Origin of the sequence: Sphingomonas sp. (assembly GCF_013812825.1) — a bacterium.
Taxonomy (GTDB): domain Bacteria; phylum Pseudomonadota; class Alphaproteobacteria; order Sphingomonadales; family Sphingomonadaceae; genus Sphingomicrobium.
This window is the reverse complement of sequence record NZ_JACCSU010000060.1, coordinates 34,974-61,651: the sequence shown is the minus strand read 5'-3', so window position 1 is coordinate 61,651 and position 26,678 is coordinate 34,974. Positions and strand designations below refer to the sequence as shown.

27 protein-coding genes, 1 tRNA gene and 1 pseudogene are annotated in these 26,678 nt (G+C 64.0%); 9 read left to right on the top strand and 20 right to left on the bottom strand.

The features are described from left to right. Positions 1–308, bottom strand: a pseudogene (locus tag H0T81_RS07935) (energy transducer TonB); the annotation flags it as partial. 239 nt (positions 309–547) lie between these two features. Here H0T81_RS07935 and H0T81_RS07930 point away from each other — a divergent pair. The 8 genes from H0T81_RS07930 (at position 548) to phoB (ending at position 9,060) form a co-directional block, all read left to right on the top strand. After that, positions 548–1,846 (top strand): porin, encoded by a 1,299-nt coding sequence (locus H0T81_RS07930; RefSeq protein WP_294011613.1) that lies wholly within the window; start codon positions 548–550, stop codon positions 1,844–1,846. Between the two features lie 74 nt (positions 1,847–1,920). Beyond that, positions 1,921–2,922 (top strand): ATP-binding protein, encoded by a 1,002-nt coding sequence (locus H0T81_RS07925; RefSeq protein ID WP_294011611.1) that lies wholly within the window; start codon positions 1,921–1,923, stop codon positions 2,920–2,922. Between the two features lie 101 nt (positions 2,923–3,023). Further along, positions 3,024–4,052, top strand: coding sequence for a substrate-binding domain-containing protein (locus H0T81_RS07920; RefSeq protein WP_294011609.1), 1,029 nt, complete (start codon positions 3,024–3,026; stop codon positions 4,050–4,052). A 19-nt stretch (positions 4,053–4,071) separates the two neighbouring features. Next, the gene (pstC, locus tag H0T81_RS07915) at positions 4,072–5,451 is read left to right on the top strand and encodes a phosphate ABC transporter permease subunit PstC (protein ID WP_294011608.1); all 1,380 of its coding nucleotides are present in this window, start codon (positions 4,072–4,074) and stop codon (positions 5,449–5,451) included. Continuing rightward, positions 5,444–6,694, top strand: coding sequence for a phosphate ABC transporter permease PstA (pstA, locus tag H0T81_RS07910; RefSeq protein WP_294011606.1), 1,251 nt, complete (start codon positions 5,444–5,446; stop codon positions 6,692–6,694). Before pstC ends, pstA begins: the two co-directional genes overlap by 8 nt. A 200-nt stretch (positions 6,695–6,894) precedes the next feature. After that, the gene (gene pstB, locus H0T81_RS07905) at positions 6,895–7,641 is read left to right on the top strand and encodes a phosphate ABC transporter ATP-binding protein PstB (protein WP_294011617.1); all 747 of its coding nucleotides are present in this window, start codon (positions 6,895–6,897) and stop codon (positions 7,639–7,641) included. A gap of 13 nt (positions 7,642–7,654) precedes the next feature. Then, complete coding sequence (phoU, locus tag H0T81_RS07900) at positions 7,655–8,350, top strand: phosphate signaling complex protein PhoU (protein ID WP_294011604.1); 696 nt, start codon at positions 7,655–7,657, stop codon at positions 8,348–8,350. 2 nt (positions 8,351–8,352) lie between these two features. Beyond that, the gene (phoB, locus tag H0T81_RS07895; protein WP_294011602.1) at positions 8,353–9,060 is read left to right on the top strand and encodes a phosphate regulon transcriptional regulator PhoB; all 708 of its coding nucleotides are present in this window, start codon (positions 8,353–8,355) and stop codon (positions 9,058–9,060) included. 130 nt (positions 9,061–9,190) lie between these two features. Here the strand turns inward: phoB and H0T81_RS12780 are convergent, their stop codons facing one another. From H0T81_RS12780 to H0T81_RS07805, 19 genes are all read right to left on the bottom strand, one after another. Then, on the bottom strand, positions 9,191–9,343 hold the full coding sequence (locus tag H0T81_RS12780; RefSeq protein WP_366474100.1) for a KGG domain-containing protein: 153 nt from the start codon (positions 9,341–9,343) through the stop codon (positions 9,191–9,193). Between the two features lie 143 nt (positions 9,344–9,486). Continuing rightward, complete coding sequence (locus H0T81_RS07890; protein WP_294011600.1) at positions 9,487–9,972, bottom strand: prepilin peptidase; 486 nt, start codon at positions 9,970–9,972, stop codon at positions 9,487–9,489. Then, a complete protein-coding gene (locus H0T81_RS07885) occupies positions 9,969–10,760 on the bottom strand; it encodes a tetratricopeptide repeat protein (RefSeq protein WP_294011598.1) in 792 nt (263 codons plus the stop codon). The genes H0T81_RS07890 and H0T81_RS07885 overlap by 4 nt, the downstream gene beginning before the upstream one ends. Further along, positions 10,760–12,373, bottom strand: a complete 1,614-nt coding sequence (locus H0T81_RS07880) for a LytR C-terminal domain-containing protein (protein WP_294011596.1) — start codon at positions 12,371–12,373, stop codon at positions 10,760–10,762. Before H0T81_RS07880 ends, H0T81_RS07885 begins: the two co-directional genes overlap by 1 nt. Position 12,374: 1 nt before the next feature. Then, positions 12,375–13,352 carry a type II secretion system F family protein gene (locus tag H0T81_RS07875; RefSeq protein WP_294011594.1) on the bottom strand — a complete coding sequence of 326 codons (978 nt, stop codon included), beginning with the start codon at positions 13,350–13,352 and terminating at the stop codon, positions 12,375–12,377. A gap of 4 nt (positions 13,353–13,356) precedes the next feature. After that, a complete protein-coding gene (locus H0T81_RS07870) occupies positions 13,357–14,358 on the bottom strand; it encodes a type II secretion system F family protein (RefSeq protein WP_294011592.1) in 1,002 nt (333 codons plus the stop codon). Next, positions 14,358–15,665: a CpaF family protein gene (locus H0T81_RS07865; RefSeq protein ID WP_366474101.1), complete on the bottom strand. Its 1,308-nt coding sequence runs from the start codon at positions 15,663–15,665 to the stop codon at positions 14,358–14,360. The genes H0T81_RS07870 and H0T81_RS07865 overlap by 1 nt, the downstream gene beginning before the upstream one ends. A gap of 81 nt (positions 15,666–15,746) precedes the next feature. Next, positions 15,747–16,943: an AAA family ATPase gene (locus tag H0T81_RS07860; RefSeq protein WP_294011588.1), complete on the bottom strand. Its 1,197-nt coding sequence runs from the start codon at positions 16,941–16,943 to the stop codon at positions 15,747–15,749. Positions 16,944–16,967: 24 nt separating this feature from the next. Then, a complete protein-coding gene (locus H0T81_RS07855; protein WP_294011586.1) occupies positions 16,968–17,573 on the bottom strand; it encodes a TadE/TadG family type IV pilus assembly protein in 606 nt (201 codons plus the stop codon). Further along, positions 17,570–18,085, bottom strand: coding sequence for a TadE/TadG family type IV pilus assembly protein (locus H0T81_RS07850; RefSeq protein ID WP_294011584.1), 516 nt, complete (start codon positions 18,083–18,085; stop codon positions 17,570–17,572). Before H0T81_RS07850 ends, H0T81_RS07855 begins: the two co-directional genes overlap by 4 nt. Then, positions 18,085–19,689: a pilus assembly protein TadG-related protein gene (locus tag H0T81_RS07845; RefSeq protein ID WP_294011582.1), complete on the bottom strand. Its 1,605-nt coding sequence runs from the start codon at positions 19,687–19,689 to the stop codon at positions 18,085–18,087. The genes H0T81_RS07850 and H0T81_RS07845 overlap by 1 nt, the downstream gene beginning before the upstream one ends. Before the next feature lie 21 nt (positions 19,690–19,710). Further along, positions 19,711–19,992: a hypothetical protein gene (locus H0T81_RS07840; RefSeq protein ID WP_294011580.1), complete on the bottom strand. Its 282-nt coding sequence runs from the start codon at positions 19,990–19,992 to the stop codon at positions 19,711–19,713. Beyond that, positions 19,982–21,472, bottom strand: a complete 1,491-nt coding sequence (locus H0T81_RS07835; RefSeq protein ID WP_294011579.1) for a type II and III secretion system protein family protein — start codon at positions 21,470–21,472, stop codon at positions 19,982–19,984. Before H0T81_RS07835 ends, H0T81_RS07840 begins: the two co-directional genes overlap by 11 nt. Further along, entirely contained in the window at positions 21,462–22,373 is a 912-nt protein-coding gene (cpaB, locus tag H0T81_RS07830; protein ID WP_294011578.1) for a Flp pilus assembly protein CpaB, read from the bottom strand. Before cpaB ends, H0T81_RS07835 begins: the two co-directional genes overlap by 11 nt. Positions 22,374–22,459: 86 nt before the next feature. After that, positions 22,460–22,645, bottom strand: a complete 186-nt coding sequence (locus tag H0T81_RS07825; protein ID WP_294011577.1) for a Flp family type IVb pilin — start codon at positions 22,643–22,645, stop codon at positions 22,460–22,462. 159 nt (positions 22,646–22,804) lie between these two features. Continuing rightward, on the bottom strand, positions 22,805–22,990 hold the full coding sequence (locus H0T81_RS07820; protein ID WP_294011575.1) for a Flp family type IVb pilin: 186 nt from the start codon (positions 22,988–22,990) through the stop codon (positions 22,805–22,807). A gap of 491 nt (positions 22,991–23,481) precedes the next feature. Beyond that, positions 23,482–24,255, bottom strand: a complete 774-nt coding sequence (locus H0T81_RS07815; protein WP_294011573.1) for a DUF2569 family protein — start codon at positions 24,253–24,255, stop codon at positions 23,482–23,484. A gap of 127 nt (positions 24,256–24,382) precedes the next feature. Beyond that, a complete protein-coding gene (locus H0T81_RS07810) occupies positions 24,383–25,831 on the bottom strand; it encodes a hypothetical protein (RefSeq protein ID WP_294011572.1) in 1,449 nt (482 codons plus the stop codon). Positions 25,832–26,068: 237 nt separating this feature from the next. Further along, a tRNA-Ser gene (locus H0T81_RS07805) sits at positions 26,069–26,158 on the bottom strand. Positions 26,159–26,308: 150 nt separating this feature from the next. Here H0T81_RS07805 and hspQ point away from each other — a divergent pair. Next, positions 26,309–26,653: a heat shock protein HspQ gene (gene hspQ, locus H0T81_RS07800; RefSeq protein ID WP_294011569.1), complete on the top strand. Its 345-nt coding sequence runs from the start codon at positions 26,309–26,311 to the stop codon at positions 26,651–26,653. Positions 26,654–26,678: the final 25 nt, after the last annotated feature.

The following is a 26,678-nucleotide window of genomic DNA, read 5'->3' as shown; positions in this document are numbered from 1 at the left end:
CCCTGGGTCGGCGCAGCGCCCTGACGCGGGGTCTCGGTCACCGCGATCGGCGATTTCACCGGAAGCTCGATGCGCGGCTTGGGAGCGACGACCGGGGTCGCCTCGCTCTTGATGTTGGCGGGCGAGCCGCCTTCTTCCTCCTTGGGCTTGGGCCGCTGGGGCTGCTGCGGCGGCGGCGGCGGCGGCGGAATGATCTCGGTGATGTCGAAGACCCGGAGCGCGTCCTGCGGATCGCCCATGTCGATCTGACCCGACAGCTGGAGAAGCGCGAAAGCCAAGGCAGCGTGGATCGCGAGCACGGCCGCCATCGCCCCGCTCCTGTCCCTGGAACTGAGGTCCGTCCGGTACATCGCAGCGGGTCAACGCCGCTGGCGAGCGCGCGGTTGCGAGACCGGCCGTTCAACCCAGGGCGCCGGTCAGATCAATCCAGCTGGCGCTCGCGTTCGAACTGTATGGCTCAGCGGCTGTCACACTTGTGTCATGGGCGCGTCATCCGCGCGTAGCTTTCTGGTCCTAAATTCGAGTCGTTCGAGAAAGGAACGATCGGATGAAGACCATATCTGCCGCTCTGCTTTGCGGCGCCGCAATGTGTTTACCGGTGTCCGCGGCGGCGAGCCCGGCCGACGATGCCCAGGCCAAGATCGAGGTCCTTCAGGCCCAGGTCCGAGAGCTGCAGCAGGCGCTCGAAGGCATCAAGGCGCAGATGGCCGTGGCCACTCCATCATGGAAGGGCGCGCCGCTGCATGAGGACAAGGAAGCCGGCTGGTCGTTCAAGCCGCGCGGGCGGCTGATGTACGACTTCGCGACGGTGAGCAGCCCCCGCGGCATCGACAATCCCGGCCTCGGTTTCTCGAACGAGCTGCGCCGCGGACGCCTCGGCGCCGAAGGGACGGTCCCGGGAGGCTTTGGCTACAAGCTCGAGCTCGATTTTGCCGCCGGCGACGTCGAATTCACCGATGCCTATCTTTCCTACAAGGCTGGTCCGGCCGAATTCATTGTCGGCCAGCACAACAATTTCCAATCGCTCGACGAGCTGACCAGCTCGCTCCACTCGTCGTTCATCGAGCGCGCCGCGTTCACCGACGCATTCGGATTCGAGCGCCGAGTCGGCCTGTCGGCGCAATATGCCAAGGGCGACCTGCTCGCCCAGGCTGGCGTATTCACCGACAATATCGCCGACTTGAACTCGGTCGGCGACGACAACAACAGCTATGGCGCCGACGGCCGCCTGGTGTTCGCTCCAAAAATGGGCGCCAACCAACTGCACTTCGGCGGATCGGCGCATTACCGCGACCTCAACGACGCCGCGACCAGCGTCCGCTACCGCCAGCGTCCGGCTGTCCACACCACCGACGTGCGCTTCATCGACACCGGCAATATCGGCCAGGCGAAATCCGAGACCGGCTATGGCCTCGAGGCGGCCGGCATCTTCGGCCCGTTCCACGTCGCCAGCGAAGCCTATTGGCAGAAGGTCGGCAGGAGCGGCCCCACCGACCCGACCTTCTTCGGCGCGTACGTCGAGGGCGGCTATTTCCTGACCGGCGAACGGCGCGGCTACAAGGGCGGGAAATTCGACCGGGTGAAAGTCAAGCAACCGTTCAACGACGGCGGCTGGGGCTCACTCGGGCTCAACGTCCGCTGGGATTATCTCGACCTGGTCGATGGCGGATTCGTTGGCGGCAGGCAGAATGCCTTCCAGGGGTCCCTGAACTGGAAGCCCACCGATTATCTGCTGTTCGGGCTCAACTATGCTCACATCCTCTACGACGATGCGGCGACCGCGGCCGCGGGGGACCGCGACTATTCGGTCGATGTAGCCTCAATGCGGGCGCAGATCGACTTTTAGTCGGTTGCGTCCCTCCCCAGCGAGAAATGCCCGCCGCTCTAGCCGGGACGGCTGGATCGGCTAAGATCGGAAGCATGGCGTCTGCTGGAATCCAGCCGTTCCTCGAAGCCCTCGACGAGCCCACTCTGGTGCTCGAGGGCCGAGTGATCCGGTTCGCCAACGCGGCTGCACGCAAGCTTTTCGGGGTGGGGATCGAGGGCGGCGACGTTCGCCTCGCGATCCGCCATCCCGAGGCGCTCGAGCACATCCTTCCCGGCGAGCCCGGCGACGTCGACATCACCGGCATCGGCCAATTCGGCCGGCCGTGGACATTGTCGATCCGCCGAATCGACGAGCAGACGCTGCTCCTCCGGCTGATCGACCGCTCGGCGGCGATCGCGGCCGAGAAGATGCGCGTCGATTTCGTCGCCAACGCCAGCCACGAGCTGCGTACGCCCCTGGCAACCATCATCGGCTACTCGGAAACGCTCGCCGACGAAGCCGACCTCGAGCCGGCGATTCGGCTGACGTTCGGCTCGACCATCCGCAGCGAGGCCCAGCGCATGCTTCGGATCATCGAGGATTTGATGAGCCTGTCGCGGATCGAGGCCGGTCGCTTCGTGGCTCCGTCCGGGCATGTCTCGATCGGGGAGGTCGTCTCGCAGGCGATCGAAAACGCCGTTCGAATTGCCGGCTCGGCCCAATGCAGTATCCAGGTCGACGTCGAAGAGGGTTTGCCACGGGTCCTGGGCGACCAGTCCCAGCTCGCGCAGTTGCTCGACAACCTGCTCAGCAACGCAATCCGATACGGCTGCCAGAGCGGCGGCTGCGCGGTGCGTGTCGCCGCCAGTGCCGACGACGGGTTCATCCGACTTTCCGTCACCGACAACGGCCCCGGGATTCCGCGAGAGCATCTGCGGCGGGTGACCGAGCGCTTTTACCGCGTCGACGCCGCCCGAAGCCGCGAATCGGGCGGCACCGGGCTTGGGCTGGCGATCGCCAAGCACATCGTCGAGCGCCACCGCGGAACGCTCGATATCCGCAGCACGCTCGGGGAGGGAACCGAAGTGGTCGTCCGCCTGCCGGCCCCGCGCTGAGCGAGGGGGTTGTCACAAAACTGAAACAACTCTGTCACGCGGCCGTCAGATGCCTCGGCTAGGGCAATGCCATCCGGGACTCACTTGAAAAGGGCGTATCGATGACCAGGATTTTGGGTGTGATTGCGGCCGCAATGCTGGTCGCGGCGTGCGGCGGGGGATCTGGGAGCCAGTCGGAGCAGATCAAGATCGTCGGGTCCTCGACGGTCTACCCGTTCAGCCGAGCGGTCGCCGAGCAGTTCCAGCGAGCCAACTCCGGGACCAGCGTCATCGTCGAGTCGACCGGCACGGGCGCCGGCATCAAACTGTTCTGCAGTGGAGTCGGAAGCGAATTGCCCGACATCGTCAACGCATCGCGGCAGATGAAGAAAAGCGAGCATGAAGCCTGTCAGAAAGCGGGCGCTCGAAACGTCATCGAGGTGCCGATCGGAATCGACGGTCTGACCCTGATCTCCGCCCGCGGCGCGCCCGAGTTCAACCTCACGACGAAGGACATCTACGAGGCGCTCGCCGCCAACCCGTACGGGCAGCCCAACCGGGCGCAGACCTGGAAAGACGTCAATCCCGCGCTTCCGGCGCTTCGAATCCGGGTGCTGGGCCCGCCGCCCACGTCGGGCACCCGCGACAGCTTGTCCGAGCTGATTCTCGAAAAGGGCTGCAACGAAAACCCTGAGATGAAGGCTCTCAAGGACAGCGACAGCGACCGGCACAAGGATATTTGCACCAAGATCCGCGAGGACGGGCTGTTCGTCGAGGCTGGCGAAAACGACAATTTGCTGGTCCAGAAAGTGGCGGCCGATCCCGGCGCCCTGGGAGTCCTCGGCTACAGCTTCCTCGATGAAAATGCCGACCGGGTGAAGCCGGTTCGGATCGGCGGGGTGAACCCGACCGCGGAGACCATCAGCAACCTGACCTATCCGGGGGCCCGCAAGCTCTACATTTACGTCAAGGGCGAGCACATGCGGGCCAAGCCCAAGATCCGCGACTTCATCGCCGCCTACGCCAGTGCGTGGGGCAAAGGCGGCGCCCTCGAGCGAATCGGCCTTGTCCCGCTCGACGCTGCGGACGCCTCCGCCGCCACGCGCCAAGCGACGGAGCTGGCGCCGCTCGACCCGGCGATGCTGAAATAGAAGGAGCACTGCGCACGCGATGACCCTGGCCATCGCCCTGTTTGGGGTGCTCGCCGTCGCCGCCGTGGCGGGATGGGTTGGCTACTCGCGCGCGGCTCGGCTGCGCACGGCGGGGCGGCTGCACTCGCTGCCGGTCTACCACGGCGCCTATGGGGTTCTCTGGGCAGCCCTACCGGCGCTGCTGCTGTTGGCTCTGTGGGCCCCGGTGCAATCGAACCTGGTCGAGCAGGCGGTGCTGGCCAGCCCCGAGGGTCGCGCGCTGCCGGGCTTCGACATGCTGCGTGACACGATCCTCGCCGAAGCCCGGGAGATTGCGCGCGGCGAGCGCGAGGCGGGGTTTAACCCTGAATCGTCGACGGTCGTGCCGCGCTTCGCCGAGGCCGAGGCGCGTTATTCGATGATTGGCGGTTTCGTCGCGATCCTGCTCGCACTGGGTGCCGCGGCCTTCGCCTTGCGCCGAACCTCGCCCCAGTTCCGCGCCCGCACGGGCGTCGAGCGATGGCTGATGGCGGTGCTCATTGCAGCATCGCTGATCGCCATCCTGACGACGCTTGGGATCGTCCTGTCGCTGATGTTCGAAAGCCTGCGCTTTTTTGAACTGGTGCCGCCCGGCGAGTTCCTGTTCGGCACCCACTGGAGCCCGCAAACCGCGATGCGCGCCGACCAGGCCGGCTCGTCGGGGGCGTTCGGCTCGGTGCCGCTGTTCTGGGGGACGATCTTCATCGGCGCGATCATCGCCATGATCGTCGCCATTCCCCTCGGGCTGATGAGCGCGATCTATCTGACGCAATATGCGCATCCGCAGGTTCGCTCGTGGATGAAGCCGCTGCTCGAGATCCTCGCTGGGGTCCCGACCGTGGTCTACGGCTATTTCGCGGCGCTGACGGTCGCCCCGGCGGTGCGCGATCTTGGCCTGTCGCTCGGGATCACCTCGGCGAGCAGCGAGAGCGCGCTCGCCGCCGGGCTGGTGATGGGAATCATGATCATCCCGTTCATCAGCTCGATGTCCGACGATTCGATCGCCGCGGTTCCGCAGGACATGCGCGACGGGTCGCTGGCGATGGGCGCGACCAAGTCCGAGACCATCCGCCGGGTCGTGCTTCCGGCAGCGCTGCCCGGCGTCGTCGGCGGGATCCTGCTCGCCGTCAGCCGAGCGATCGGCGAGACGATGATTGTGGTCATGGCCGCCGGCCTTGCCGCGAACCTCACCGCCAACCCGTTCGCCAGCGTCACCACCGTCACCACCCAGATCGTCCAGCTTCTGACCGGTGACCAGGAGTTCGAAAGCGCCAAGACTCTGGCGGCGTTCGCGCTCGGCCTGGCGCTGTTCCTGATCACGTTGGTCCTCAACCTGATCGCTCTGACCGTCGTTCGACGATACCGGGAGGCGTATGAGTAGCGCTCCTCAAACGCTGCCCGGGCGAACCGCCGATGCGCGGGTCCGGAAACGCTATGCCGCGGAACGGCGCTTCCGGCTCGCCGGGCTGTTCGCGGTCGGCCTGTCGGCGGCGTTCCTCGCCTTCCTGCTATTCACCATGGCGTGGAAGGGCCTCAGCGGCTTCACCAATTTCGAGGCGTCGGTGCCGCTCGATTTTGTGGGCTCCGACCTGACGCTCGATCCGGCCTCCCTCCGGGGCCCGGAGGCGCGCGACCTGGTCGCCAGCGCCGACCTCGAGAGCGTTCTAACGCAGGCGGCAAGCGCCGCTTATGGCGACGAAGCATCGGAATTGTTCGGGACCGCCGCGGTCCGCTCGCTCGGCCGCCAACTGGTCGCCGATCCCGACCTTCTCAACCGCCGCGCGACCTTGTGGCTTCCGGTTGGGAGCGCCATCGATGTCGCGGCAAAGCACGACAGCGACGCCGCCAGCGAGCGGCTGGTCGACCGTCTCGAAGCGAAGGACGCTCTGCGCCGCACGATCAATACCGACTTCCTCAGCGAATCCGACGCGACCGACCCGTCCGCGGTCGGGGTCTGGGGAGCGCTCAAGGGCAGCTTCCTGACCATCGTCGTGACGATCCTGCTGGCCTTCCCGGTTGGAGTTCTCGCCGCCGTCTATCTGGAGGAGTTTGCAGCGCGCAATCGCTGGACCGACGCGATCGAGGTGTCGATCAACAATCTCGCCGCGGTCCCGTCGATCATCTTCGGGCTGCTCGGACTCGCCGTGTTCTTGAATTTCATGCACCTGCCGCGCTCCGCGCCGCTGGTCGGTGGGCTGACTCTCGCGCTGATGACGATGCCGGTGATCGTCATTGCCGGGCGCAACGCAATCAAGTCCGTGCCGCCGTCGATCCGCGACGCCGCGCTCGGCGTTGGCGCCTCGAAGATGCAGGTCGTATTCCACCATGTGCTGCCGCTGGCGCTGCCGGGCATCCTGACCGGAACGATCATCGGCATGGCGCGCGCCCTGGGCGAAACCGCTCCGCTGCTGATGATCGGAATGCGCGCTTTCATCGCCGCTCCGCCGAGTGGGGTCACCGAGCCGGCGACCGTTCTGCCCGTGCAAATCTTCCTGTGGTCGGACGAGGTGAACCGCGGCTTTGTCGAGAAAACCAGCGCGGCGATCATCGTATTGCTGGTTTTCATGCTGTTGATGAACGGGCTGGCGATCTATCTACGCAACCGCTTCGAGCGCCGCTGGTGATGCTGATGAAAGAGAAAATGCCCCTCATGTCGACGACGCCCGTTCCGACGCCATCGGCTGCGATCACGGCGGATTCCAACCGCAAGCGCTCTTCGACAACCAAGGTCAAGGGCGACCGGTCCAAGGCGCAAGCCGGTGCCGCAGAGCCGTCCGCCGAGCCGGCCACCGTGCCCGAAGCCGAGCCGGGCGAAACGCCCAAGATGCGCGCCCATGAGGTCAGCGTGTCCTATGGCGACAAGCAGGCGCTCAACAAGGTGTCGATTGACATCCACGACGACCGTGTAACCGCCTTCATCGGACCTTCGGGCTGCGGCAAGTCGACCTTCCTGCGCTGCCTCAACCGGATGAACGACACGATCCCGACCGCCCGAGTCACCGGCAATATCGAGCTCGACGGCGAGGACATCAACAGCTCGGCGATGGACGTCGTCCAGCTGCGCGCCCGAGTCGGGATGGTGTTCCAGAAGCCCAACCCGTTCCCCAAGTCGATCTTCGAGAATGTCGCCTATGGCCCCCGCATCCACGGGCTCGGCAGCTCGAAGGCCGAGCTCGAGCAGATCGTCGAAAAATCGTTGAAACGCGCCGGGCTGTGGGACGAGGTCAAGGATCGGCTGGGCGAAAGCGGCACCGCTTTGTCCGGCGGCCAGCAGCAACGGCTGTGCATCGCCCGGGCGATCGCCGTCGATCCCGAGGTGATCCTGATGGACGAGCCGTGCTCGGCGCTCGACCCGATCGCAACGGCCAAGATCGAGGAGCTGATCCACGAGCTTCGCGGCCGCTACGCGATCGCCATCGTCACCCATAATATGCAGCAGGCCGCGCGGGTATCGCAGCGGACAGCCTTCTTTCACCTCGGCGAGCTGATCGAGTACGGCAAGACCAGCGAGATTTTCACCAATCCGCGGCAGCAGCGAACCCAGGATTACATCACCGGCCGCTACGGCTGATCGGAGTACGGGCATGCAACAGACGACCAGCGGACATACGCTCAAGGCGTTCGACCAGGATATCGACCGGCTGCGCGCTCTCATCAGCCAGATGGGCGGCCTTGCGGAGCATGCGATCGGCGAGGCGATGCGCTGCCTGATCGAGCGCGACAGCGAGGGCGCGCAGCGAGTCATCCAGAATGACAAGAAGCTCGATGCGCTCGAGGTCGAAACCGAGCGGCGGGCGGTGCAGCTGATTGCGCTCCGGGCGCCGATGGCCGGCGACCTTCGCGACGTCGTCGCCGCTTTGAAGATCTCGGGTGTCGTCGAGCGTATCGGTGACTATGCCAAGAACATCGCCAAGCGGGTCCCACAGCTCGAGAATGCGTCCAAGATCGAGCCACTTTCGCTGCTTCCCGAGATGGCGCGGATTGCGACCAGCATGGTCCACGACGTGCTCGACGCGTTCGTTCAGCGCGACGCCGACATGGCCGTCCAGGTGTGCAAGCGCGACGATGCGGTCGACGACTTTTACGATTCCATCTTCCGCACCCTGCTCACGCATATGATGGAAAACCCGCACAACATCGGCCATGCGACGCAGCTGTTGTTCGTTGCCAAGCACCTCGAGCGGGTCGGCGACCATGCGACCAACATCGCCGAGATGGTCTATTATGCGGCGACCGGGCAGCACATGGCTGACGTCAGCCGCGACAAGAGTAGCGGCTGACCGTGAGCAAAGCCGGATCCAAGCGGCTGCTGCTGGTCGAAGACGACCCGGCGCTCGCGGAAATGGTCAAATACCATTTTGGCCGCGAGGGCTTCACGGTGACCAGCACGGCCGCCGGCGACGAGGCACTGATCCTGGTCGACGAAGTCAAGCCGGACCTGGTGATCCTCGACTGGATGATCGAGGGCATCAGCGGCATCGAAGTGTGCCGCCGGCTACGCCGCCGTCCGGCGACCCGGAATCTGCCGATCATGATGCTCACCGCCCGCGGCGAGGAGGACGACCGAGTGCGGGGCCTGGAAACGGGTGCCGATGATTTCGTCACCAAGCCGTTCAGCCCCAAGGAGCTGATTGCCCGGGCCAATGCTCTGCTTCGCCGCGCCCGGCCCGACCTGTCGGCCAGGAAATTGAGCTATCACGGGATCGAGATGGACCTTGTCGCTCACCGGGTCCGCCGCGACGGCAAGCCGGTGGCGATTGGCCCGACCGAATACCGGCTGCTGCGGCACTTCCTCGAAAACCCGCAGCGATTGTTCTCGCGCCAGCAGCTGCTCGAAGCGGTCTGGCCGCACAGCGAAGAGATCGAATTGCGGACCGTCGACGTCCACATCCGCCGCCTGCGCATCGCGCTCGCCAGGGACTCGCAGCTCGACTTGCTCCGGACGGTGCGCTCCGAAGGCTATTCGCTCGACGCCGAGGACGCCGCCTGACCACCGGCTAATCCAGCGAAGGTTGCTGCCGGAGCCCAAAGGGTCGCAAGGACCCCTCGCGCGCCACGCTCCTGGAATATGCGCCGAACAAATCAATCCGTCCGGTGCTCACCTTCGAATCTGAGTGGGCTCAGCGACTGGCGCTACTGCTCTTCGTTCTGGGGCGACCGCCGCCGTGGCTCGCCTTGCCGCCCTTGCTCGCAATTTCCCGCTGCTTTTCGGCGCTCATCGCCGCAAAGCCGCGCTTGGAGCCGCCCGAGCTGCTCCTCTTTGAACCAGCCATGCTTCTCCTCCTGTCAAACTGGTGTGGTATATGAACTGCAAACGCAGGTCGGGCCACGCCGTTCATGAGTCTGATCGATGTTAAGCAGTTAAAAACACGGACCTTTCAAAGGGCCGCGCGGCATTGGGGCGGACAGGAGTGGCTCAGCCGCGGCTGAGCGCCAATGTGATCAAGGCACCGGCAGCGATCGCGATGCCGTAGGGAATTCCGCTCCCCGGCTTCAAGACGATCACTCGCACACCCGATCCCTTGGGAGCGATGGTCCGCGCGGCGAGAATGATGAGCGCGAGAAGCCCGCCGGTGATGAAGACGATCGGCAACAGGGTGAACGCCGTCGTCAGGCTGCACCACAGGCCCACTCCGGCCATGAGCTTGACGTCGCCGCCGCCCATCTTTCCGGCCCCGAACAGCAACGTCCCCCCGGCCAGCAGGACCGCGAAGACCAAGGCGTTTTGCCATAGGGCAATCTCGAGGCCGCCAACCGCCATGGCGACAATCGCGGCGACGAACACGGCCAGGCTGACGACGTTGGAGATTTTCATCCGGACAGCGTCCTCGATTGCGGCCGCGATCAGCAGTGCCGCCAGACACCAGGCGAGCCACAGCGGTGCCGAAGCGAACAGATTCACTGCGCCCGCTCGGCGATCGCCAGATTGTTGGCCGCGCGCTCGTACCAGATATCGCGAGCCTCGATCGCGCGCGCGAAAGCGGCAATTGCTCTTGCCTTGTCACCGCGAAGGCGAGCAGCGACGCCGGCGTCGTTGAGCCGAGCCGCCCAATCCGCGCTGCTCTCACCGGCGCGGCGCCTGGGCAAATCCTCGGCAAGAGCCGTTCGGGCGAGTTCCAGATTGTTGGCGATCCGGGTCGAGCGCGGGTCGAGCTTTGCTGCTTTCTTCAACAGCTTGAGCCCTTGCGACCAATCGCCACGGAGCAGCTTCGACCAGCCCCTATTGTTTTGGACCTCCGCCTGTTCGGGCGCACGGCTGGCGGCTTCGGAATAGGCGGCGTCGGCGTCCGCCCAGTCGTGCTTGAGATCGGCGGCGACGCCACGCGCGTTCCACGCCCGCCAGGATGCGGCAGGCGATGCCGTGGCCCGAGCGAGCAGCCCGGCGGCCGCCTTGTCGCCGCTCTTCAAAGCGGCAATTCCGGCGCGTTCCGCCAGCAGCGCGTCGCTCGGCATCTTCGCCAGCAGCGCCTGATAGCGAGCCAGCGCCTCGGCATTGCGGCCGGACTTGTACGCGAGATCGGCGAGCAGCCGTTCAACGTGTGGCCCGGTTGTGCCGGCGGCCACGGCGTTGGCGATCATCTTGCGCGCCTGCTCCAAGCGGCCGGCGTCGATCGCATGTGCGGCTTCGCTCAGTGGATTGGCTGGCGGCGAGGCCGACGCGACCGCGGCAGCCAGCAGGAGCGAGAGCATCAGCCTCCCCGAGCGGGATTTCGCCTGGCGGCGTCACGGCCGAGCAGCACGATCAGGTCGGTGCCGTCGGCATTCTCGGCAAGCGCAATGCCAAACTGGGCAGCCAGCCGCTTGGCCAGCGTACGCTGGCTCGCCGGATAGAGCACCAGGCTCGACCGCCGGATATGGCGCGCATTGCCGATCGCCAGTTGGCGCCAGCCGCGCTGGACAAGCAGCCGGCGAGTCCGCGCCGCCAGGCCCTCGTGCCTCGCGGCATTGAGCAGGCGGATCCTCACCGGCCGCGCGTCGGCCTTGCGAAGCGGGACGAAGCGCACGGTCGTGCTTTGCGCGGTTCGACTGACGACCTCCGAGCGCCAGTGCGGCCGGCCGGTGGTGATCAGGGCGACCTCGCCCAGCGACAATCGCTCGAGCCGCGGACCAGCTTGCGTTTCCCGCGACCGCGCGGGTGGAGTCGCTTGCGCCACAGCAACCGGCTCCAGAGCGACCGGCGCCGGGGCCGGCTGCGGCGGCACGGCCGCTACCTCCACGGGCGTGGTGGCGATCGGCGCTGCGGGCACTGACGGCAGCTTGGCCGCCAACTCGACGGGCTTCCGAGGGGCCGCGATGGGGGCCGGCGCAGCCAGCGCCGGAGCCGCTTCCCGCATCACCGGCTTGCGCGCGACCCGCACTGGCGCCGCGGGCGCCGGTGCAGGGGTTTTCACCTCCACCGGCTTGATCGCAACGACTGCGGGCGCGGCGGTCGCCGGCGGCACGGCCGCTTTTGTCGCCGCGGTCTTGTTGGCGAAGGCGACGGCCGCTGCGGGCGGCGGCGATGCCATTGGCTTCGTTTCGACCGGCCTTTGGACAACGGCTGCTTGAACTGGCGCTTTCGTCGGCTCGGGCTTGGCCGAAGCCATGATCGGCGCGGCGACCGGCAAAGGAGCCGCTTTCGGTTCAACCGGCTTGCGCGCGACCGCGACCGGCGCTGGAGGCGACGCTGGAACCGCAGCGACTTTGGGCTCGAGCTTTGCGGGCGGCGCGCTGGCCCGGACTTTCGGTTCCGCTGGCCGCTGGACAACAACGGTGGCCACCCCTCTTGGCGGCGGAAGCTTGATGGTGACCGAGGGTGCCGCCACGGGCGGTAAGGCTTGCGCTAACTTTTGCTGCCGGGCCGGCGCCTGAATCGCAGGTGCCGGCCGCACATCAGCCGCAGCCGAACGCGTGCGGATTTCGCTGCGGACGGCGGCCGCTTCCACCGACCGGCCCTGGACATCGAGCGATCGGGCGAAGGCGTTGAGCACGCGGGTGTCCGCCGGGACAATCGCCAGCGCCGACTCGTAATAGCGCCGCGACAAGTCGAAGCGGGTCATCCGGTCATAGGAGGCGGCGAGCCCGACCATTGCGTCGACGCTGTCGGGCTGCTCACGAAGCGCCTTCCGGAACGATTCGATCGCCAGCGCGACGTTGCCGAGCGCGAGATGGCCATGCGCTTCGGCAATCCGATGTGGAGTCGGCTTGGATGTCGCCGACAATGGCGTCGGAGTTGACCGGATCTCGAGCTTGGCATCCGACCCGCCGCACCCGGCGAGCGCCAGCACGGCGGCAGTTGCGAGAAACCTGGCCCCCCCGTTCATCTCATCCCCCTGCAAGCCGTGGCAAAATCTCGCGCATGACACGGATGATGGCGGGGAGCATCAGCACCCCAATCATCACGGGCAACATGCAAGCAACCAACGGAATCGACAACAGCACCGGCAAGCGATGCGCCTTCTCCTCGGCGCGCATGCGCCGCCGCTCGCGCATGTCGGATGCGTAAATCCGCATGGTTTGGGCGACTGACGAACCCAGCTTGGTTGACTGGATCAGCAGCGTCGCAAAAGCCCGAATTTCGTCCGCCCCGGAGCGGTCGGCCATGCGCCGCAAAGCATCCTCGCGGCTTCTGCCGGCGCGCAGCTCAAGCACGACCGCGCCCAGCTGTTCGGCAAGAAGTGGGTGGGATTCCGTCATCTCCTGGCCGACGCGCGCGAATGCGGCTTCGAGGCCGAGGCCGGCCTCGACGCAGACCAGCATCAGGTCCAGCGCGTCAGGGAAGGCGTTGATGATTTCCTTTTGGCGGCGATCGGCCCGGGCGCGGACGTAAATGTTAGGCAGATAGAGGCCCAGTACTGCGGCGACGACCAGCGAGATATAAAGTTTGGCGAGGCTCGGGCTCGAGCCGGTGAGCCAGTAGTAAAGCAGTACGAGCAACGGGAGCGCGATAATCAGCGCCAGCCGCGTAAGCGTGTAGACGCGCGGCGCATAGGGAGCCGTGAAACCGGCGGCGATCAGCCGCTTGCGGACGGCCTCGTCCTTGGTGTCGACGAGCGACAAACCGGATTTTTCGATCGCGTTGACGAGCTTGAGCCAAGTGCTGGCCGCATGATCCGAGCGAAGCGAACCGACGCTGCTCGCCTCTTGACTGCTCTGATGACCCTCATTGACGAGCCGCCGGCGCGTCATCTGCCGAGCCGTGACTTCCGTCACCAGGAAAAACGCCCCGGCCGAAACGATACCAAACAGCGCCACAAGCAGCAGCAGCCTGATGAAAGCGTTTTCGGCGATCAGCTCGAGCACGCGTTCAGACCTTCAGATTTGTCATGCGGCGCATGCTGACAAAGCCGACCACGTACAACGTGATGAGGCCGAGAAAGCCGGGCACGAAGGCGGGATCGTCCGCGACCTCCAGGTAGAAAGGCGGATTAACCAGGAAAAGAAAGACGAAAGCGAAAATTGGCAGCGCCGTCAGCATGATGGCCGTCATCCTGCCCTCGCTCGACAAGGCTCTGACCTTCATCATCATCGACGCGCGCTCGCGGATCACGGTCGACAGATTCTCGAGAATTTCGGCCAGGTTGCCACCGGTCTCATTCTGCACCGCCAAGGAAACGACGAACATCCGCATGTCCGCTAGGCCCCAGCGGTCTGCCATGTTCTGAAGAGCGTCGCGAAGATCCGCGCCGTAGGTGACTTCGTCGACGACGATTCCGAACTGACTACCAATCGGATCCGGCATCTCGACCGTCAGCAGATCAAGCGCGGCAGCGATCGGGTGGCCGGCGCGAAGACCGCGCACGAACACGTCGAGGGCGACCGGGAACTGCTCCTGCATCCTCTTGCGAGTGCGCGTGGCCTTCATCTGCAGGACCATTAGCGGCAATACGGCCCCGACCACACCCGAGAAGGCCGCGATCAGGATCAAACGCCCGAAAGCAATCGGTACTCCCAAGAGGACCATGATCAGGAGGATGAAGAAGAATAGGACAACGGGCCCGAACAGGATCATAAGCATGAGCCTGCCCGTTGGGATGGTTACCTGGGCGGCCATCAGCATGAACTCGAACTTTTGCCCAAGACGGTTGAGTATGGGCGGAAGACCCACCGGCATGGCGCTCGTCTGCCGGCGCAACAGGTCGAGCGTCTCGCCGCTCGACCGGCCCTGGCCGATCATCTTTAGACGCAAGTTTATTGCTTTGCCTTCCGACCTCCGGCTCGCGAGCCAGCTGACGAGTGCCTCGACGCCGAGCAGCACGGCACCGAAGATGCAAACTAGGAACAGTGCCTGGATCCAGGTGTCGTTCATCAGTCGAACTTCGCATCCGGCCGAAAGAGGTCGGTAGACAAGCTGATACCGTGCGCGGCCACCTGGTCCATGAACCGCGGCCGGATGCCTGTGGCCTCGAAGCGGCCCTGGACTTGGCCGTCGCTGTTCACTCCGCTCTGACGGAAGCGGAAGATCTCCTGCATGGTGACGACGTCGCCCTCCATACCGGTGAGCTCGGACAGGCTGAGCAGCTTGCGGCGACCGTCGGACAGACGGCCCACCTGGATGACGACGTTGATTGCCGACGCGATCTGTGCCCGTGCCGAGCGCGGGGGAACGTCGACGCCGCTCATTCCGATCATCTGCTCCACTCGGGACAGAGCGTCCCGCGCAGTATTGGCGTGAACCGTGGTCATCGAGCCGTCGTGGCCGGTGTTCATTGCCTGCAGCATGTCGAACGCCTCGCCGGCCCGAACCTCGCCGAGGATGATCCGGTCGGGCCGCATGCGCAGTGCGTTCTTGACCAGATCGCGTTGGGCAATCTCGCCCTTGCCTTCAATGTTGGGGGGCCGGGTTTCGAGCCGGACCACATGTTCCTGCTGCAGTTGGAGCTCGGCCGAATCCTCGATCGTCACGATCCGCTCGCGGCCGTCGATGAATGCCGACATCGCGTTGAGCATGGTGGTCTTGCCGGAGCCGGTACCGCCCGAAATCAGGACGTTGCGGCGTGAGCCAACAACGGCTTTCATGACTTCGGCGACCTGCGCGGGGACGCTGCCAATCTCGATCAGTCGGTCGAGGCCGATGGGAACGCGCGCGAACTTACGAATGGACAATAAAGAGCCGTCGAGCGCCAGAGGCGGAACAACCGCATTGACGCGGCTTCCGTCGGCGAGGCGGGCATCGACCATCGGCGACGATTCGTCGATCCTGCGGCCGACCGCCGAGACGATCTTCTGGATGATCCGGATCAGGTGCTTCTCGTCCTTGAAGCGGACTGGAGACGGCTCGAGCACGCCGTAGCGCTCGACGAATACTCTGCTGTGGCCATTAACAAGAATGTCGGTGATGGTCGGGTCCTTGAGAAGCGGCTCGAGTGGTCCAAGACCCAGCAGCTCATCCAGCACGTCGGCGACCAGCTGCTTGCGTTCCGACTGGTTCAGCGCGTGATTCTGCTTGGCCAGTTCCTCGTGGATGATGGCTCCGGTTTCCGCTTCAATCTGCGAGCGCGACATGCTGTCGAGAGCCGACAGGTTGATCAGATTGAGCAGCCGCTGGTGGAGTTCGACCTTGAGTTCTGTGCGCTCGTCACGTTTGTTGAAAGCGCCCGCGTCGCCGACGGTCATCAGCCGCTGCTGCTCGACCGTATTGGTCTGCTGGTCTGCCTCCGTGGAAGCGGTCTTAGACTTACGAACCTGCCACATCGATCAGCGCCTCAACCCAAGGGCCGCCGCGACACCTTCGTCCAGCTCGGCGATGTCCTTGCCGATCGCGCTCTTCCGCTTAATTTCGGCGATCGACAGGCCCTGGTCGATGGCGGACCGCATAAGCGGGTGATCGTTGGCGATCGTGTAGGAGATATCCTTGCCCAAGGCGCTCCGGACATCGCTCGGCCGCACCGTCCGCAACAACCCCTTCTCGAACCGGTTGATGACGATGCGAAGGTCGAGTTCCTCCAGCTCCTGGGACCGGATCAGCTCCAGCTGCCTGCGGGCCCGGTGGAGGCTCGCCACCCTGAGCTCGCTGACCAACAACACGAGGTCCGACTGAGCGAGCAGCGAAAGCGACCAGTTGGTCCAGTTGCTCGGCAGGTCGAGGAAAACCGTGCCAAACTCGCGCTTGGCAAGCTCAACGATTTCAATCACTTGTTCACTGGTCAGGGACTCGAGCGGAATCATCGATGGAGGTGAAGCAACCAGCTTGAGGCCGCTCCGGTGTTCTGCGGTGGTTGCTCGCAGCAGCTCGCCATCAAGGCGTGCGCCGGCCTCGGTGAGATCAACCAGCGACAGCGACGGCTTCAGGCCAAGCTGGAAGGCGGCGTCGCCGAACTGAACGTCGAGGTCAATCAAGCATGCCTCGCGCCCCATCTTCGCCTCACTCTGGGCAAAGCGAATCCCCAGCTGGGTCAGGAGCGCGGTCGCGCCCACCCCGCCCATGCTCTTGATCACGCTGACGACCTTCGCGGTGCCGATGCGGGAGGTTTGGTCCTGTTTCGCAAATTCGTCCCGGATGGGGGCAAGCGATGCCTCGAGATCGGTGATTTCAAGCGGCAGCGGGACGACGTCGTGGGCACCGGCTCGGATCAGCGAGCGGACGAAGGCGAGAGGCGGCTCGTAGGCAGCCGCGATCAGGCGTGTCTTGGTCGCGGCGGCGAGCTTCTGGAAGCGCATGACCGAAGTCGGCGAACCCTGGTCGACCTGAACAACAGCCGCTGCTGCGGCGGCCAGCTCTTCGGGATCGATCCAGTCGGTATCGGCGAGCAGGTTGAGCGCGAGCGGGAAGCCGGCGATTCGGGTGCCAACCAGTTCAGCCGCATCACCGTGAGCACCGCTAAGGTATAGCTGAACCGTCGCCTCACGGCGGTGCGTTCGCCAACTCTTGCCCGTTTCGTTCGGATTGATCACAGACATATCCCAGTTACCAGTTCATCAGTTCGCCATGGTCCCGGAGCCGTCCTCGAGGGTGAGAGCAGCCCGGAAGTCAGGCATGACAATGTCCGCACCGAACAACATAGTCGTGATCGGCCTGAAGGTGAGGCCAGTCAACCGAACTGTTACCAAAGGTGCCACATCGGGACCGTTTGGGTCCCCGGCATAGCCAAGGCCCACATTGCGGTATTCGACGATGACGTTGGCGTCCGTGATACTTGGATACATGTTTCTCATGACTTGGACGATCCGGTCAAACGCCAATGCGTTATATCCGATCGAGCCGCAAACGCTTCCCGTGCAGGGGCTGCAGTTGTTGGTATTGCACTCCGTCCGATCGAAGTTCGCAGTCGGAACGGGTTGGCCTGCGAGAATACCGTCGCTGAGGGCGAAGCTGTAATTTAGGAGGCCGGACGGTACCATGTCGGTGACGACCGCATAGCGAACCCCCATCTGGGTTGCCTTCTCGGCGCGATTATATTCCCACATCAACCGGCCGACGTCGAGAATGCCGAGCAGCAGGAGGAGCAACAGCGGCAGGACCATCGCGAACTCGGCCGCCGTCGCGCCCCGATCATCGCGCCGGAAAGTCGACATCCGACTCATGCCCCGAACACCGCTGACTGGCTTTGGGCATTGAGAACCAGCGACGGGTCGACGATCCCCAGCGCACCGAACAGCGAATTGTAAGGCACTTGGGCGATCACCGTCACGACGGGAACCCCTTGCGCCAATTCGCTGTAGATGCCGGTGTAGGTGCCGCTGGTGTCGCAGGTCACCCTGACGGTCGTCATGGTGTCCGCGGTCCAGCCTTCGAGGCGCTTGTCCTGCGTGCCGTCGCCGTCGGCATCCCCGTCGGGATCGCCGGCCTTTGCGACCCGCTGGATTTGAGTCAGTGCGGTCGCGGAGGGCGCGCAGCCGGGGTAGCTGGTCATCGGCAGGCGCGATGCATAACGAGCCGCATCTCGAACCGACTTCTGGACAACATGTTCAGACAAAAAATAATAGCCGACCTCGAATGAACCGAACATCAAGATGAGCAGCAGCGGCAACGCCAAGGCCAGCTCGGCTGCTGCTGAACCTGCCCGATCGGCGGCGAGGCGGGACGGGCTGCGCATCATTCGATCAGGTACGGAACGGCCTTCTTGACCACCTGGAACGTGTTGCCACTGTTCTCGGTTTCGCCGATGACCTCGACATAAATATCGCCGTTTTCAGTGCGCGAGGTCCGCGCCGCGACAGGCTCGGTGAGGAAGATGTCGATCCACTTTGTAACCGGGACGTTGGCGCTGCTCGCCGAGACGGCCTGGGCCGTGCAGTTGAGGACGGCGACCGAGAGGACCCGGCGGTCGGGTTGATTGGCGCCCGGAGTTATTCCCGGTCCATTGCAGACCGGCTGTCCGTGCGAGACCATCCCGCCGCTGTTTTGAGACTTGAGGCGCGCCGCGGCATCGGCCATCTCGTATTTGTACACGTCGTATCGGGTCGGCGCGCTCGACCCGAACGTGTTGGCCATCCATGTTTCAAATGCGGGGTAAGCTGCCCGCGTGAAACCCGCAGCCTCGGGCCACTCGGCGAGGATGCCAGCGATGTCGACGGACCGGCTCCGGAAGTAAGCGAGCCGGTCCCAGTTGCCGTTCCCGGTCCGTCCGCCAGTGCAACTGCCGGCTATGCTGAACGCATGGCAAATGTCACGCGGGTAGCCCATCGGGGCGACACTCAGGATTTCCGCATCGTTGAGCTCTCGCGTCGGCAACGTGTTGGACGACAGGTTCGGATAGGCGTTTGTAGCCACCTTCCAGCCCGGGTTTCCGCCAGTCTGGTAGCCACAGCCATTGCCCTGGCGCACCAGGTCCTTGCGGCTGTTCAGCGAAGGCGGGCAGAGGTCGCCGTTAGTCCCGCATGCCTGGTTGAGACCGTTCTGAAGCAGGTCGAAGCGAGTGTTCAGGGCATCGCGGACCGATATCATGTTGCCAGTGTTGGGCTCGACTCCGCTGCCCTGCGCGCAGTTGCCCGGATCGCCCTGGCGACCGAGCACCTTCGCCAGATCGGCCGCGCCGTTGCCCTGGCCGACCTCGAGAAAGCCAAAAAGTCCAGGCCCGTAATTGCCGCCGCCATCGTTGGCGACGAGTCGGAGGCCCTTGCCGACGTAATTGGCAATGGTGAAATCCGGGTCGCCTGATTCGTTGGGATTACACAACATCAGCGGTGGCACCCGGCAGATCGCTTCGCCAAGTCCGGCAAACGCCTTCGCACCCAGCGCTCCCGAAGAGAAAGCGCCGACCACAGGCGTCAGGGCATAAAAAGCCGTACGCGGATTGACGTCGAGTTCGACGAATTTGGCGTTTTCATCGCTGGTCGCTGCAGTCGTCTTGGTGATGTTCTGGAAGAAGCGGACATTGCCAGCCGCGTCGCAGGCAGGCTCTTCGGCTACGACGACGGCGTTGCTGGCGCCGTCATTGGCCATGTAGGTCAGGTTGGAGATCATGTTTCGAGCCGCGGCGGCTGCCCGCGAGCAGGCGCCCACCTGGCCGTCGAGTTGGCTAGCGGCGGCCAAGGCAGCCTGATCCGCCGCATTCTGGAGTTCGGTGTCCATTGACGCCATGCGCGCATAGTCGAACGCGATGCCGCCGACGGCGATCAGGCCTACGAGGGAAAGAGCAATAGTGGGCGCAACCGCGCCTTCCGAGTTCCTAAGGAGACTGTGGGCAAAACGCTTCATTTATACGCACCCTCACTCCCCTCACTGCGGACCGGTTCCAGTTGAAGTCTGGATCGTCTCCACGTCCTTCACCGCGTCGGTCCGGTAGCGCTTGACGGCCGCCGCGCCCTTGGCACCGCTATCGCCCGGTTGGAAGTCGTTGGCGTCATAGACCGGATCCGGATCAATCGTCTGGACCGCGGCATTGTACTTGACCGCCTCGCCGAAACCCGGATCGGGAGACATGGTTTGCGGATAGACGGTGTCACATCCCGCGAGCAGGACCAGTGTCAACGGCGCGATCAGCAATCGCCTAGAGGACATGTCCATACTCCTTTTCAAAGCCCATCGGCTTGAGTGATGCCGACCCTCCGGCAGGCGGGGGGACGACAATCACCGGGGCCGCCGGCGGCGGCGGCGGAGCCACCGTCGCACCTGGAGACGGCGGGACGCCGGTATCCGTGCGGCCCAGCAGGAAAAGGTCCGCTTCGGCGGGAGGCCCGGCGCGATCGGTCGGCGCCTTCAACGTACCGGCCGGGACGGGCCGCACGAGCCGCGGAGTGACGATGATCACCAGCTCGGTTTCCTCGCGCTGGAAATTCGTCGAGCGGAACAGGGTGCCGATGATCGGGATCGAGCCGAGGATCGGGAACTGCCGGACGGTGTCCTGGAAGTCGCGGCGGAGCAAGCCAGCCATCGCGAAACTCTCGCCGTCGCGCAGCTCGACGACGGTTTTCGCCCGGCGGGTCTGGAGGCCCGGGATCCGCAGATTGTTAATGACGATCGAGGCCGTCGGGTCGATTGAGCTGACCTCCGGCGCGACGATCATGTTGATGACGCCATCGGCGAGCACGGTCGGAGTGAAAGCAAGGCTGACACCGAACGGCTTCCACTCGACGGTCAGGCTGCGGCTACCTGCATCATCGTCATCGCCGCCACCGCTACCTTGGATCACCGGAACTGGGAACTCACCCCCGGCAAGGAAGCTGGCGGTCTCACCCGACAGAGCAACCAGCGTCGGCTCGGCGAGCGTCGTGATCATTCCCTTGCGCTCGAGCGCCTCAAGTGTCGCATCGATGTCGAGCCCGCCCAAGCCGAAGCTACGTTGCAAAATGCCGAAGCTGTCGACAATTGCGCCGAGGGTCGGTGGACCGGCGCCAACAAGCCCCGCCCCGCCGCCAATCGCTGCGCGGCCGGCGCCGGTAAGGAAACCACCGATACCAAGCTGCTTGAGCGCCGAACGCTTAATCTCTGAAAAGCGGACCTCGAGCATCACCTGTTGCGCCGACCCGATTGAAAGCAAATTGACGACCTTGCCGGGTGCATAGGTCTCGGCGAGCTGAACTGCGCGGTCGGCCGCCGGAGCGCTCGATACAATGCCTTCCAGCACAACGGAGTCGTTGGAAATTCGCGCGCCAACCTGATCCGTCGGCATCAATTCGGACAGCTGGCGCTTCAAAGTGAGGACGTCCGGCCCGACGACCACGTCGACGACCGAGATCAACATATTGCCGCGGTCGTAAAGCGTCAGGCTGGTCGTGCCCGTTTTCTTGCCGAGTACGTAGAGGGATTGGTTGGTCAGCGGCAGGATATCGGCGATTTCCGGGTTGCCAACCAAAGCCTTTGCATAAGGCCGGTCGACGCGCACGACCTGGCTCTTATTGAGGGGCACCACCAGCTCGCCCGCGTGCACGTCCTCGGCGACGCTGATTATCCCGCTTTGGGCAGCCGCAGGAACCGTCGCTGTCAGCGCCGTCAGGCCCGCGCCCGCGGCCAGCGCGACGCGCAAAAACTTACGAGCCATAATCCCCAACCTCGTAACTGTTGCCTTCGGTGCCACGAACGATCTGAACGTTGCTGGTTCGCGGCTGTGGCGCGGCGCGAACCACGGGCGAGGGCCTGGGGCCAACGCGCCTCACCGTGGTGCGCGGCGCGGTTGGCCGATATGGCACGGCCGCCGCCGGGTAGCGCGCTCCGCCGTAAAGCGAGTAGCGTAGATCATTCAGACTGACGGTCGTCGCGACGGTGCTGTCCTGCACATCACCTGGCTTCCGAAGGACGAGACTGAGCTGACCGACCTGCTGCGCGAGCGCGAGTTTCTGAGCGTCGAGGGGATCGACTTCCAACGTCGCCGTCTTGCCAACTGTCGGAGCGCCATCCGCGCCCTTCGCGTCCTGATCGATGGCGATGACGCGGACGTTTTGGAGCAAAAGGTCGGTCACTTGCGCATCTGAGCCTCCGGCCTGCCGAGTCACCAGCACGTCGACGGAGTCGTTTGGCTGTACGAAGCCGGCCACTCCCGACACATCGTTGATGCGGACCGCGGCGGCACGTTTGCCGTCGGGCAGCAGGGCGGCGATCGACGCGCCCTGGCCTTCGCCTGAAACCTTGTTTGCGAGGATCGGCTCATTCACCAGCATCGGGCGCAGAGCGACGCGGCGTTTCCCCATCGGCAGCAGCTGAGAGATGCTGCGGAAGCTTCCCGGCGGAACGCTGCTGACCGGATAGTCGGCGAAGCGGATCTTGTCCGGGGTGATCTCGACCCCGTAGTCGAGCGGTACCGCGGCGACCGCGACCTTGGTCATGCCGTCCGGGACAGCCGCGGCCTTCTGCTCGGTGCGGCTTAGAAATACGTTCCCGAGATAGACGGCGAAAAGCCCCAAAAGGAGCGCAACACCCAAAGCGATCAGAGTCTGCCGTCTCATTTGGGCGCCCCCCAGCGCTGAATGCGATTACTGCCATATCCTGGCTGAAGAAGAAAGCGGGGCCGCCCGAGGGCGGCCCCGATCGATTAGCAAGCGGTCCCAGACGGTGCCCTGCTGATGCAGTTCGTCGCCTTGTTCATGGAGTTCGAAATCGCGCCTCCAAGCAGGAACGCGGCAACCGCGATGCCCGTACCGACAATGGCCAAGATCAGCGCATATTCGGCGGCCGAGGCCCCTGCCTCGTCCTTAATCATGTTGATGAAAGTCTTCATGTCACGTCTTTCCCTAATGCAACTTCCCAAGCCCCGCGCCCGGGATCCCGCTTTGCGAAGTTCGGAAGCGAAGAGTGTCGCTAGGCGCCAGCTTCCGAAGGTTTAGTGCTCTGCGAAAATGCGGCTAAAAGTGGAGCCACCGAGGGTGGCCCCAGCGAATTAGCATGCAATCCCAGAGGGCGTTCTATCGATGCAGTTCGTGGCCTTGTTCATGGCGTTCGAAATTGCGCCTCCAAGCAGGAATGCTGCAACCGCGATGCCCGTACCGACAATGGCCAGGATCAGCGCATATTCGGCGGCCGAGGCCCCTGCCTCGTCCTTAATCATGTTAATGAAGGTCCTCATGTCACGTCCTTCCAGGCTGCAAAAATCCCGGACACGCCGGAATTCGCTTCGCGAAAAGTCGGGAAGGAAAGAATGTCACCATGCACCCACTCCCCGGCACATTAAGTCCTTGGAAATGGTGCACGCTTGAACCGCCCCCGAGCCGCTCAGCTGCAAAACGGGCTGCACCCGCGTTAACGAATTGTCAACGATTTCGATTCAATTTTTGTTTACCAACATGTTGCCAATACGAAGGCATCAAGTAATTGGAATTCAACGGATATCATTCGGGGTGGTAGCCGCGTCAGCGATATTCTGCGGCAGCAACCCGTCCCATTTTTGGACTAAAATGTCGCTCTCGGGACACTGTTTTCAACGGGCCAAGCGACCAATTAGGCGCGGATCCGGGCGTTTCGGCCGACGATTCGGACGAGTCGCACGAAGGCTGAGAAACGGTCCGCCGGCTCCCGGAACGCACGAGCTTTGGGGGAAGGCAGTCGCGCTGTTGTAGTTCAAGCTGGAATCCGACGTCGGTACGTGACCTTCACTCGGGTCGAAAGCAGCAGATATGGTAGCCACAACGCGGCGCTGATCAGTACCTTGTTGAGGTTGCCTGCGAGCAGGCTCTGAAGCGCTTGGGCGACGCTGCCCGGCAGACCCGGCGTTGCGGCAACCATCTGGGCGATCAGCAGTTGCATGGCGATGTCGATCATCCACACGGCGACCAGCAGCCGCGGGAACAGCGGCAGTTTCCGAAGCGCGGCAACGAACGCGATTCCGTAGAGGCTCGACAACAGGACGACGTCGATTGTCATCATCGTGTGAAGAACCGACAGCCAGGGCGGGACCGGACCCGATATCGCCGGCATTGCCAGCAGATACTCGCCGGCGCGAACGGGTATGTTCAGCAGCATGCCGACCAGCAGCGAGAACATGATGCCGGTCGTGCCGTAAAGCGGGTGCGTCGTCACTTCATCCGCGCTCAGCGTTCGCCACCGGCCGACTTGCGCGATTCGGAAGCTGGGCTGCGGCGAGCGCTCCCCGTCGGCGAACCAACGAAGTGCCAGGAGGATGCACGCGATCGGAGCGACGACCAGCAATAGATAGGGAGGCAGGCCGTCAGCTCCCAAGGAGGTTTCCAGGCGGTTCGATTCAATTCGGACCGCCGCCGCCAACCCAGCGACGAACAGCCAGCCGAGGATAATCCGGTTGAGCCGCATCTCGAGGGACCACAGCAGATCGACCGAACGGCCATGAAGATTCCCACTGATCGCGGGCAGGTTCAACTGGGATCCCTCGTAAAAGCAGCTCGACTTTACTACCCGTTAAAGTTGCCGAGGTCGGCGTAGGTTCCACTACACAGGACACGTCTAGCCGGAGAATTCTCGAGAGATATCACTCGCGTCGGCGCCACTAACGGGCCGAGGACAGTTCTCCAGTCATGCGCGGCTGGTGAATGTGAATTACGCCGATCTTGTCTCCATACAGTCGCTTCCACTCCGGCCGCGCGTCCAGCACCTTCACCAGCCGATCATCCTTTTGTAGAATCGTCCAACTGATGCCGTATCTCCTGACCGCGCGATCGAACCTCGCGTGGTCGCCGTCTACGATCTTCAAATAGTCCGAAAAGAATGCATCTCCGTACATGTCGGCGCGACCGTCGATGTATGGGCGGATACCGGCCAGGATTAGCGGCCCGCCGAAGCTGTATTCATTTAGCACGGGCTCTCTCTTCAAGGCGCTAGGAACATGAGCGATCAGATTTCGGGGGTTGGAAAAGCCTTCTCTTGGCTGGGCAGGTATTGCGAATCGCAGCCCGACGATAAGCAGAAGGGCCGTAATCCATGCGGTGGTCCAGATCCGCCAATCCGCCGTCGATTTGAATAGTGGAGCCGCTTGGCTGCGAGCCTCGCCGGCCAGCCGCGGCGTGACGATCAACGCGGCGATGATCGCGAGCACTCCCTGGTGACGGATATGCCAGAAGGCCAAGGCCAGCGAAAACAGTAAGAGCAGCAATTCACCGACGGTGAAGCTCGCCCGCCGAAAGAGCAGAATTCCAAGTGTGCCGAGCAGGATAAAGTAGAAAAAGGGGCTCGTGCGCGGGTTGCTGGGCAGCCACTCTTCGATCGCCGGCAAGGTTTTCATGCCCGAAACAGTCAACGGGTGGAGCAAACCGTCCAGGCCGTTTAGGTTCAGCAGCGCCGCCGCTAGGCTGGCGAGGCCGAACATCAGCCACCGTAGCAGAACATTGCGGTCCCAACGCACCGCGACCAGGGCGTCCAGCGCCACCGCGCCTGCGATGATGAAGCCCATCGCGAAGCTGCCGTGGATGTTGGCCCAAAGGAACATCAGCAGAGCCAGCGCCCAAGGCGGTGCCTGACCACTGTCGCGGCATTTCAGGAGAACGGCTGTCCAGCCGGCAAGCAGTGGCCACGCGAGCACATGCGGGCGCGCCAAGAGGAAAGGATAAGTCAGGATATTGACCACTGCGAACGCGACCAGGATGGCAATCGGACCCGCTCGACGGCGAAGAAAATCGAAGAGGATCGCGTACATCGCAATCAGCGCGAGAGTTACCGTAGCGGCCAGTCCCGCGTAGCTCGCGACGTTGAAGGCGCTCGCATAAATCACCTCGGACAGCCACTCGAAAGCAACCCAGGGCTGCCCCTCCATCGTGTGCGAGAACGGATCGGTGTCCGGCACTCTGCCGTGGGCCAGGATCCAGCGGCCGGCGGCGACGTGCCAGCTTACGTCGCCGTCGCGGAAAATCGTCCATGAGCTGCCCACGACAGCCGGAACCGCCAGCACGAAAACCGCGAACAGCAGCTTGTCGAAGAGCGGATATCGAGCCGGATCGATCATCGGTTCGCGCATTGCCGGAGTGCCCCCAGGGTTGCGCACTTACTCTAACATGCAACAGGCGTCGGCCAAGTATGCGACCGCCATAGCCCACGCTGAGATTGGCGTCGTGGTACTCAAGTGCGGCACGTCCATGTCGTGCCTGCAGCTACAGGCAATCGGCGGTCATGTCGCAAATTACCGCCTGCTTCCGAGCGGTGGACTAGCTCGCTCGAAGACCAGGCTGGTTTGGCTGTTGGGTGGCGGAGAGGGTGGGATTCGAACCCACGGTAGGCTTGCGCCCACGCCGCATTTCGAGTGCGGTGCTTTCGACCACTCAGCCACCTCTCCGCAGTCCCGGGTGCTGGCCGGTGCAAGCCGGCTTTCGGTCGGACGCGCGCTCTAGCAGCGCCTCCCGGAGTTGCCTAGCCTCGCGGTCCTTGCCTGAAACTGAAGCGTCCCTAGATTGCAGCCATGTCCCCAACTGATCGTTTCAGCGGCATGTCGGCCGACTTGTCATCAATCCCCCTGGCGCGCTTTGCGATCGGCGAAGTCGTGCGCCACCGCCTGCTCGACTTTCGCGGAGTGATCTTCGACGTCGACCCGGAGTTCGCCAACAGCCAGGAGTGGTACGAGGCGATCCCCGAGGCCATGCGGCCGTCCAAGGACCAGCCCTTCTATCATCTGCTCGCCGAGAACAGCGAAGCGAGCTACGTCGCCTACGTCAGCCAGCAGAATCTGGTGCCCGACGACAGCGACGAGCCGATCGACCATCCGGCGATCGACTCGCTGTTCGACCGCTTCGACGAAGGCCGCTACCTGCTAAGGCGCGAGCACCGGCACTAGCCCGCGCGACGCCGCCGCGCAGGGA

Coding starts and splice junctions, on each gene's coding strand:
- H0T81_RS07870 (WP_294011592.1), bottom strand. CDS start 14,358: ATGAACGACACCTGGATCCAGGCACTGTTCCTAGTTTGCATCTTCGGT.
- H0T81_RS07845 (WP_294011582.1), bottom strand. CDS start 19,689: ATGAAGCGTTTTGCCCACAGTCTCCTTAGGAACTCGGAAGGCGCGGTT.
- cpaB (WP_294011578.1), bottom strand. CDS start 22,373: ATGAGACGGCAGACTCTGATCGCTTTGGGTGTTGCGCTCCTTTTGGGG.
- pstC (WP_294011608.1), top strand. CDS start 4,072: ATGACCCTGGCCATCGCCCTGTTTGGGGTGCTCGCCGTCGCCGCCGTG.
- H0T81_RS12780 (WP_366474100.1), bottom strand. CDS start 9,343: ATGGCTGGTTCAAAGAGGAGCAGCTCGGGCGGCTCCAAGCGCGGCTTT.
- H0T81_RS07820 (WP_294011575.1), bottom strand. CDS start 22,990: ATGAGGACCTTCATTAACATGATTAAGGACGAGGCAGGGGCCTCGGCC.
- H0T81_RS07825 (WP_294011577.1), bottom strand. CDS start 22,645: ATGAAGACTTTCATCAACATGATTAAGGACGAGGCAGGGGCCTCGGCC.
- pstA (WP_294011606.1), top strand. CDS start 5,444: ATGAGTAGCGCTCCTCAAACGCTGCCCGGGCGAACCGCCGATGCGCGG.
- hspQ (WP_294011569.1), top strand. CDS start 26,309: ATGTCGGCCGACTTGTCATCAATCCCCCTGGCGCGCTTTGCGATCGGC.
- H0T81_RS07930 (WP_294011613.1), top strand. CDS start 548: ATGAAGACCATATCTGCCGCTCTGCTTTGCGGCGCCGCAATGTGTTTA.
- H0T81_RS07885 (WP_294011598.1), bottom strand. CDS start 10,760: ATGCTCTCGCTCCTGCTGGCTGCCGCGGTCGCGTCGGCCTCGCCGCCA.
- H0T81_RS07840 (WP_294011580.1), bottom strand. CDS start 19,992: ATGTCCTCTAGGCGATTGCTGATCGCGCCGTTGACACTGGTCCTGCTC.
- H0T81_RS07880 (WP_294011596.1), bottom strand. CDS start 12,373: ATGAACGGGGGGGCCAGGTTTCTCGCAACTGCCGCCGTGCTGGCGCTC.
- pstB (WP_294011617.1), top strand. CDS start 6,895: ATGCGCGCCCATGAGGTCAGCGTGTCCTATGGCGACAAGCAGGCGCTC.
- H0T81_RS07855 (WP_294011586.1), bottom strand. CDS start 17,573: ATGAGTCGGATGTCGACTTTCCGGCGCGATGATCGGGGCGCGACGGCG.
- H0T81_RS07920 (WP_294011609.1), top strand. CDS start 3,024: ATGACCAGGATTTTGGGTGTGATTGCGGCCGCAATGCTGGTCGCGGCG.
- H0T81_RS07865 (WP_366474101.1), bottom strand. CDS start 15,665: ATGACCGTCGGCGACGCGGGCGCTTTCAACAAACGTGACGAGCGCACA.
- H0T81_RS07850 (WP_294011584.1), bottom strand. CDS start 18,085: ATGCGCAGCCCGTCCCGCCTCGCCGCCGATCGGGCAGGTTCAGCAGCA.
- H0T81_RS07835 (WP_294011579.1), bottom strand. CDS start 21,472: ATGGCTCGTAAGTTTTTGCGCGTCGCGCTGGCCGCGGGCGCGGGCCTG.
- H0T81_RS07925 (WP_294011611.1), top strand. CDS start 1,921: ATGGCGTCTGCTGGAATCCAGCCGTTCCTCGAAGCCCTCGACGAGCCC.
- H0T81_RS07810 (WP_294011572.1), bottom strand. CDS start 25,831: ATGATCGATCCGGCTCGATATCCGCTCTTCGACAAGCTGCTGTTCGCG.
- phoU (WP_294011604.1), top strand. CDS start 7,655: ATGCAACAGACGACCAGCGGACATACGCTCAAGGCGTTCGACCAGGAT.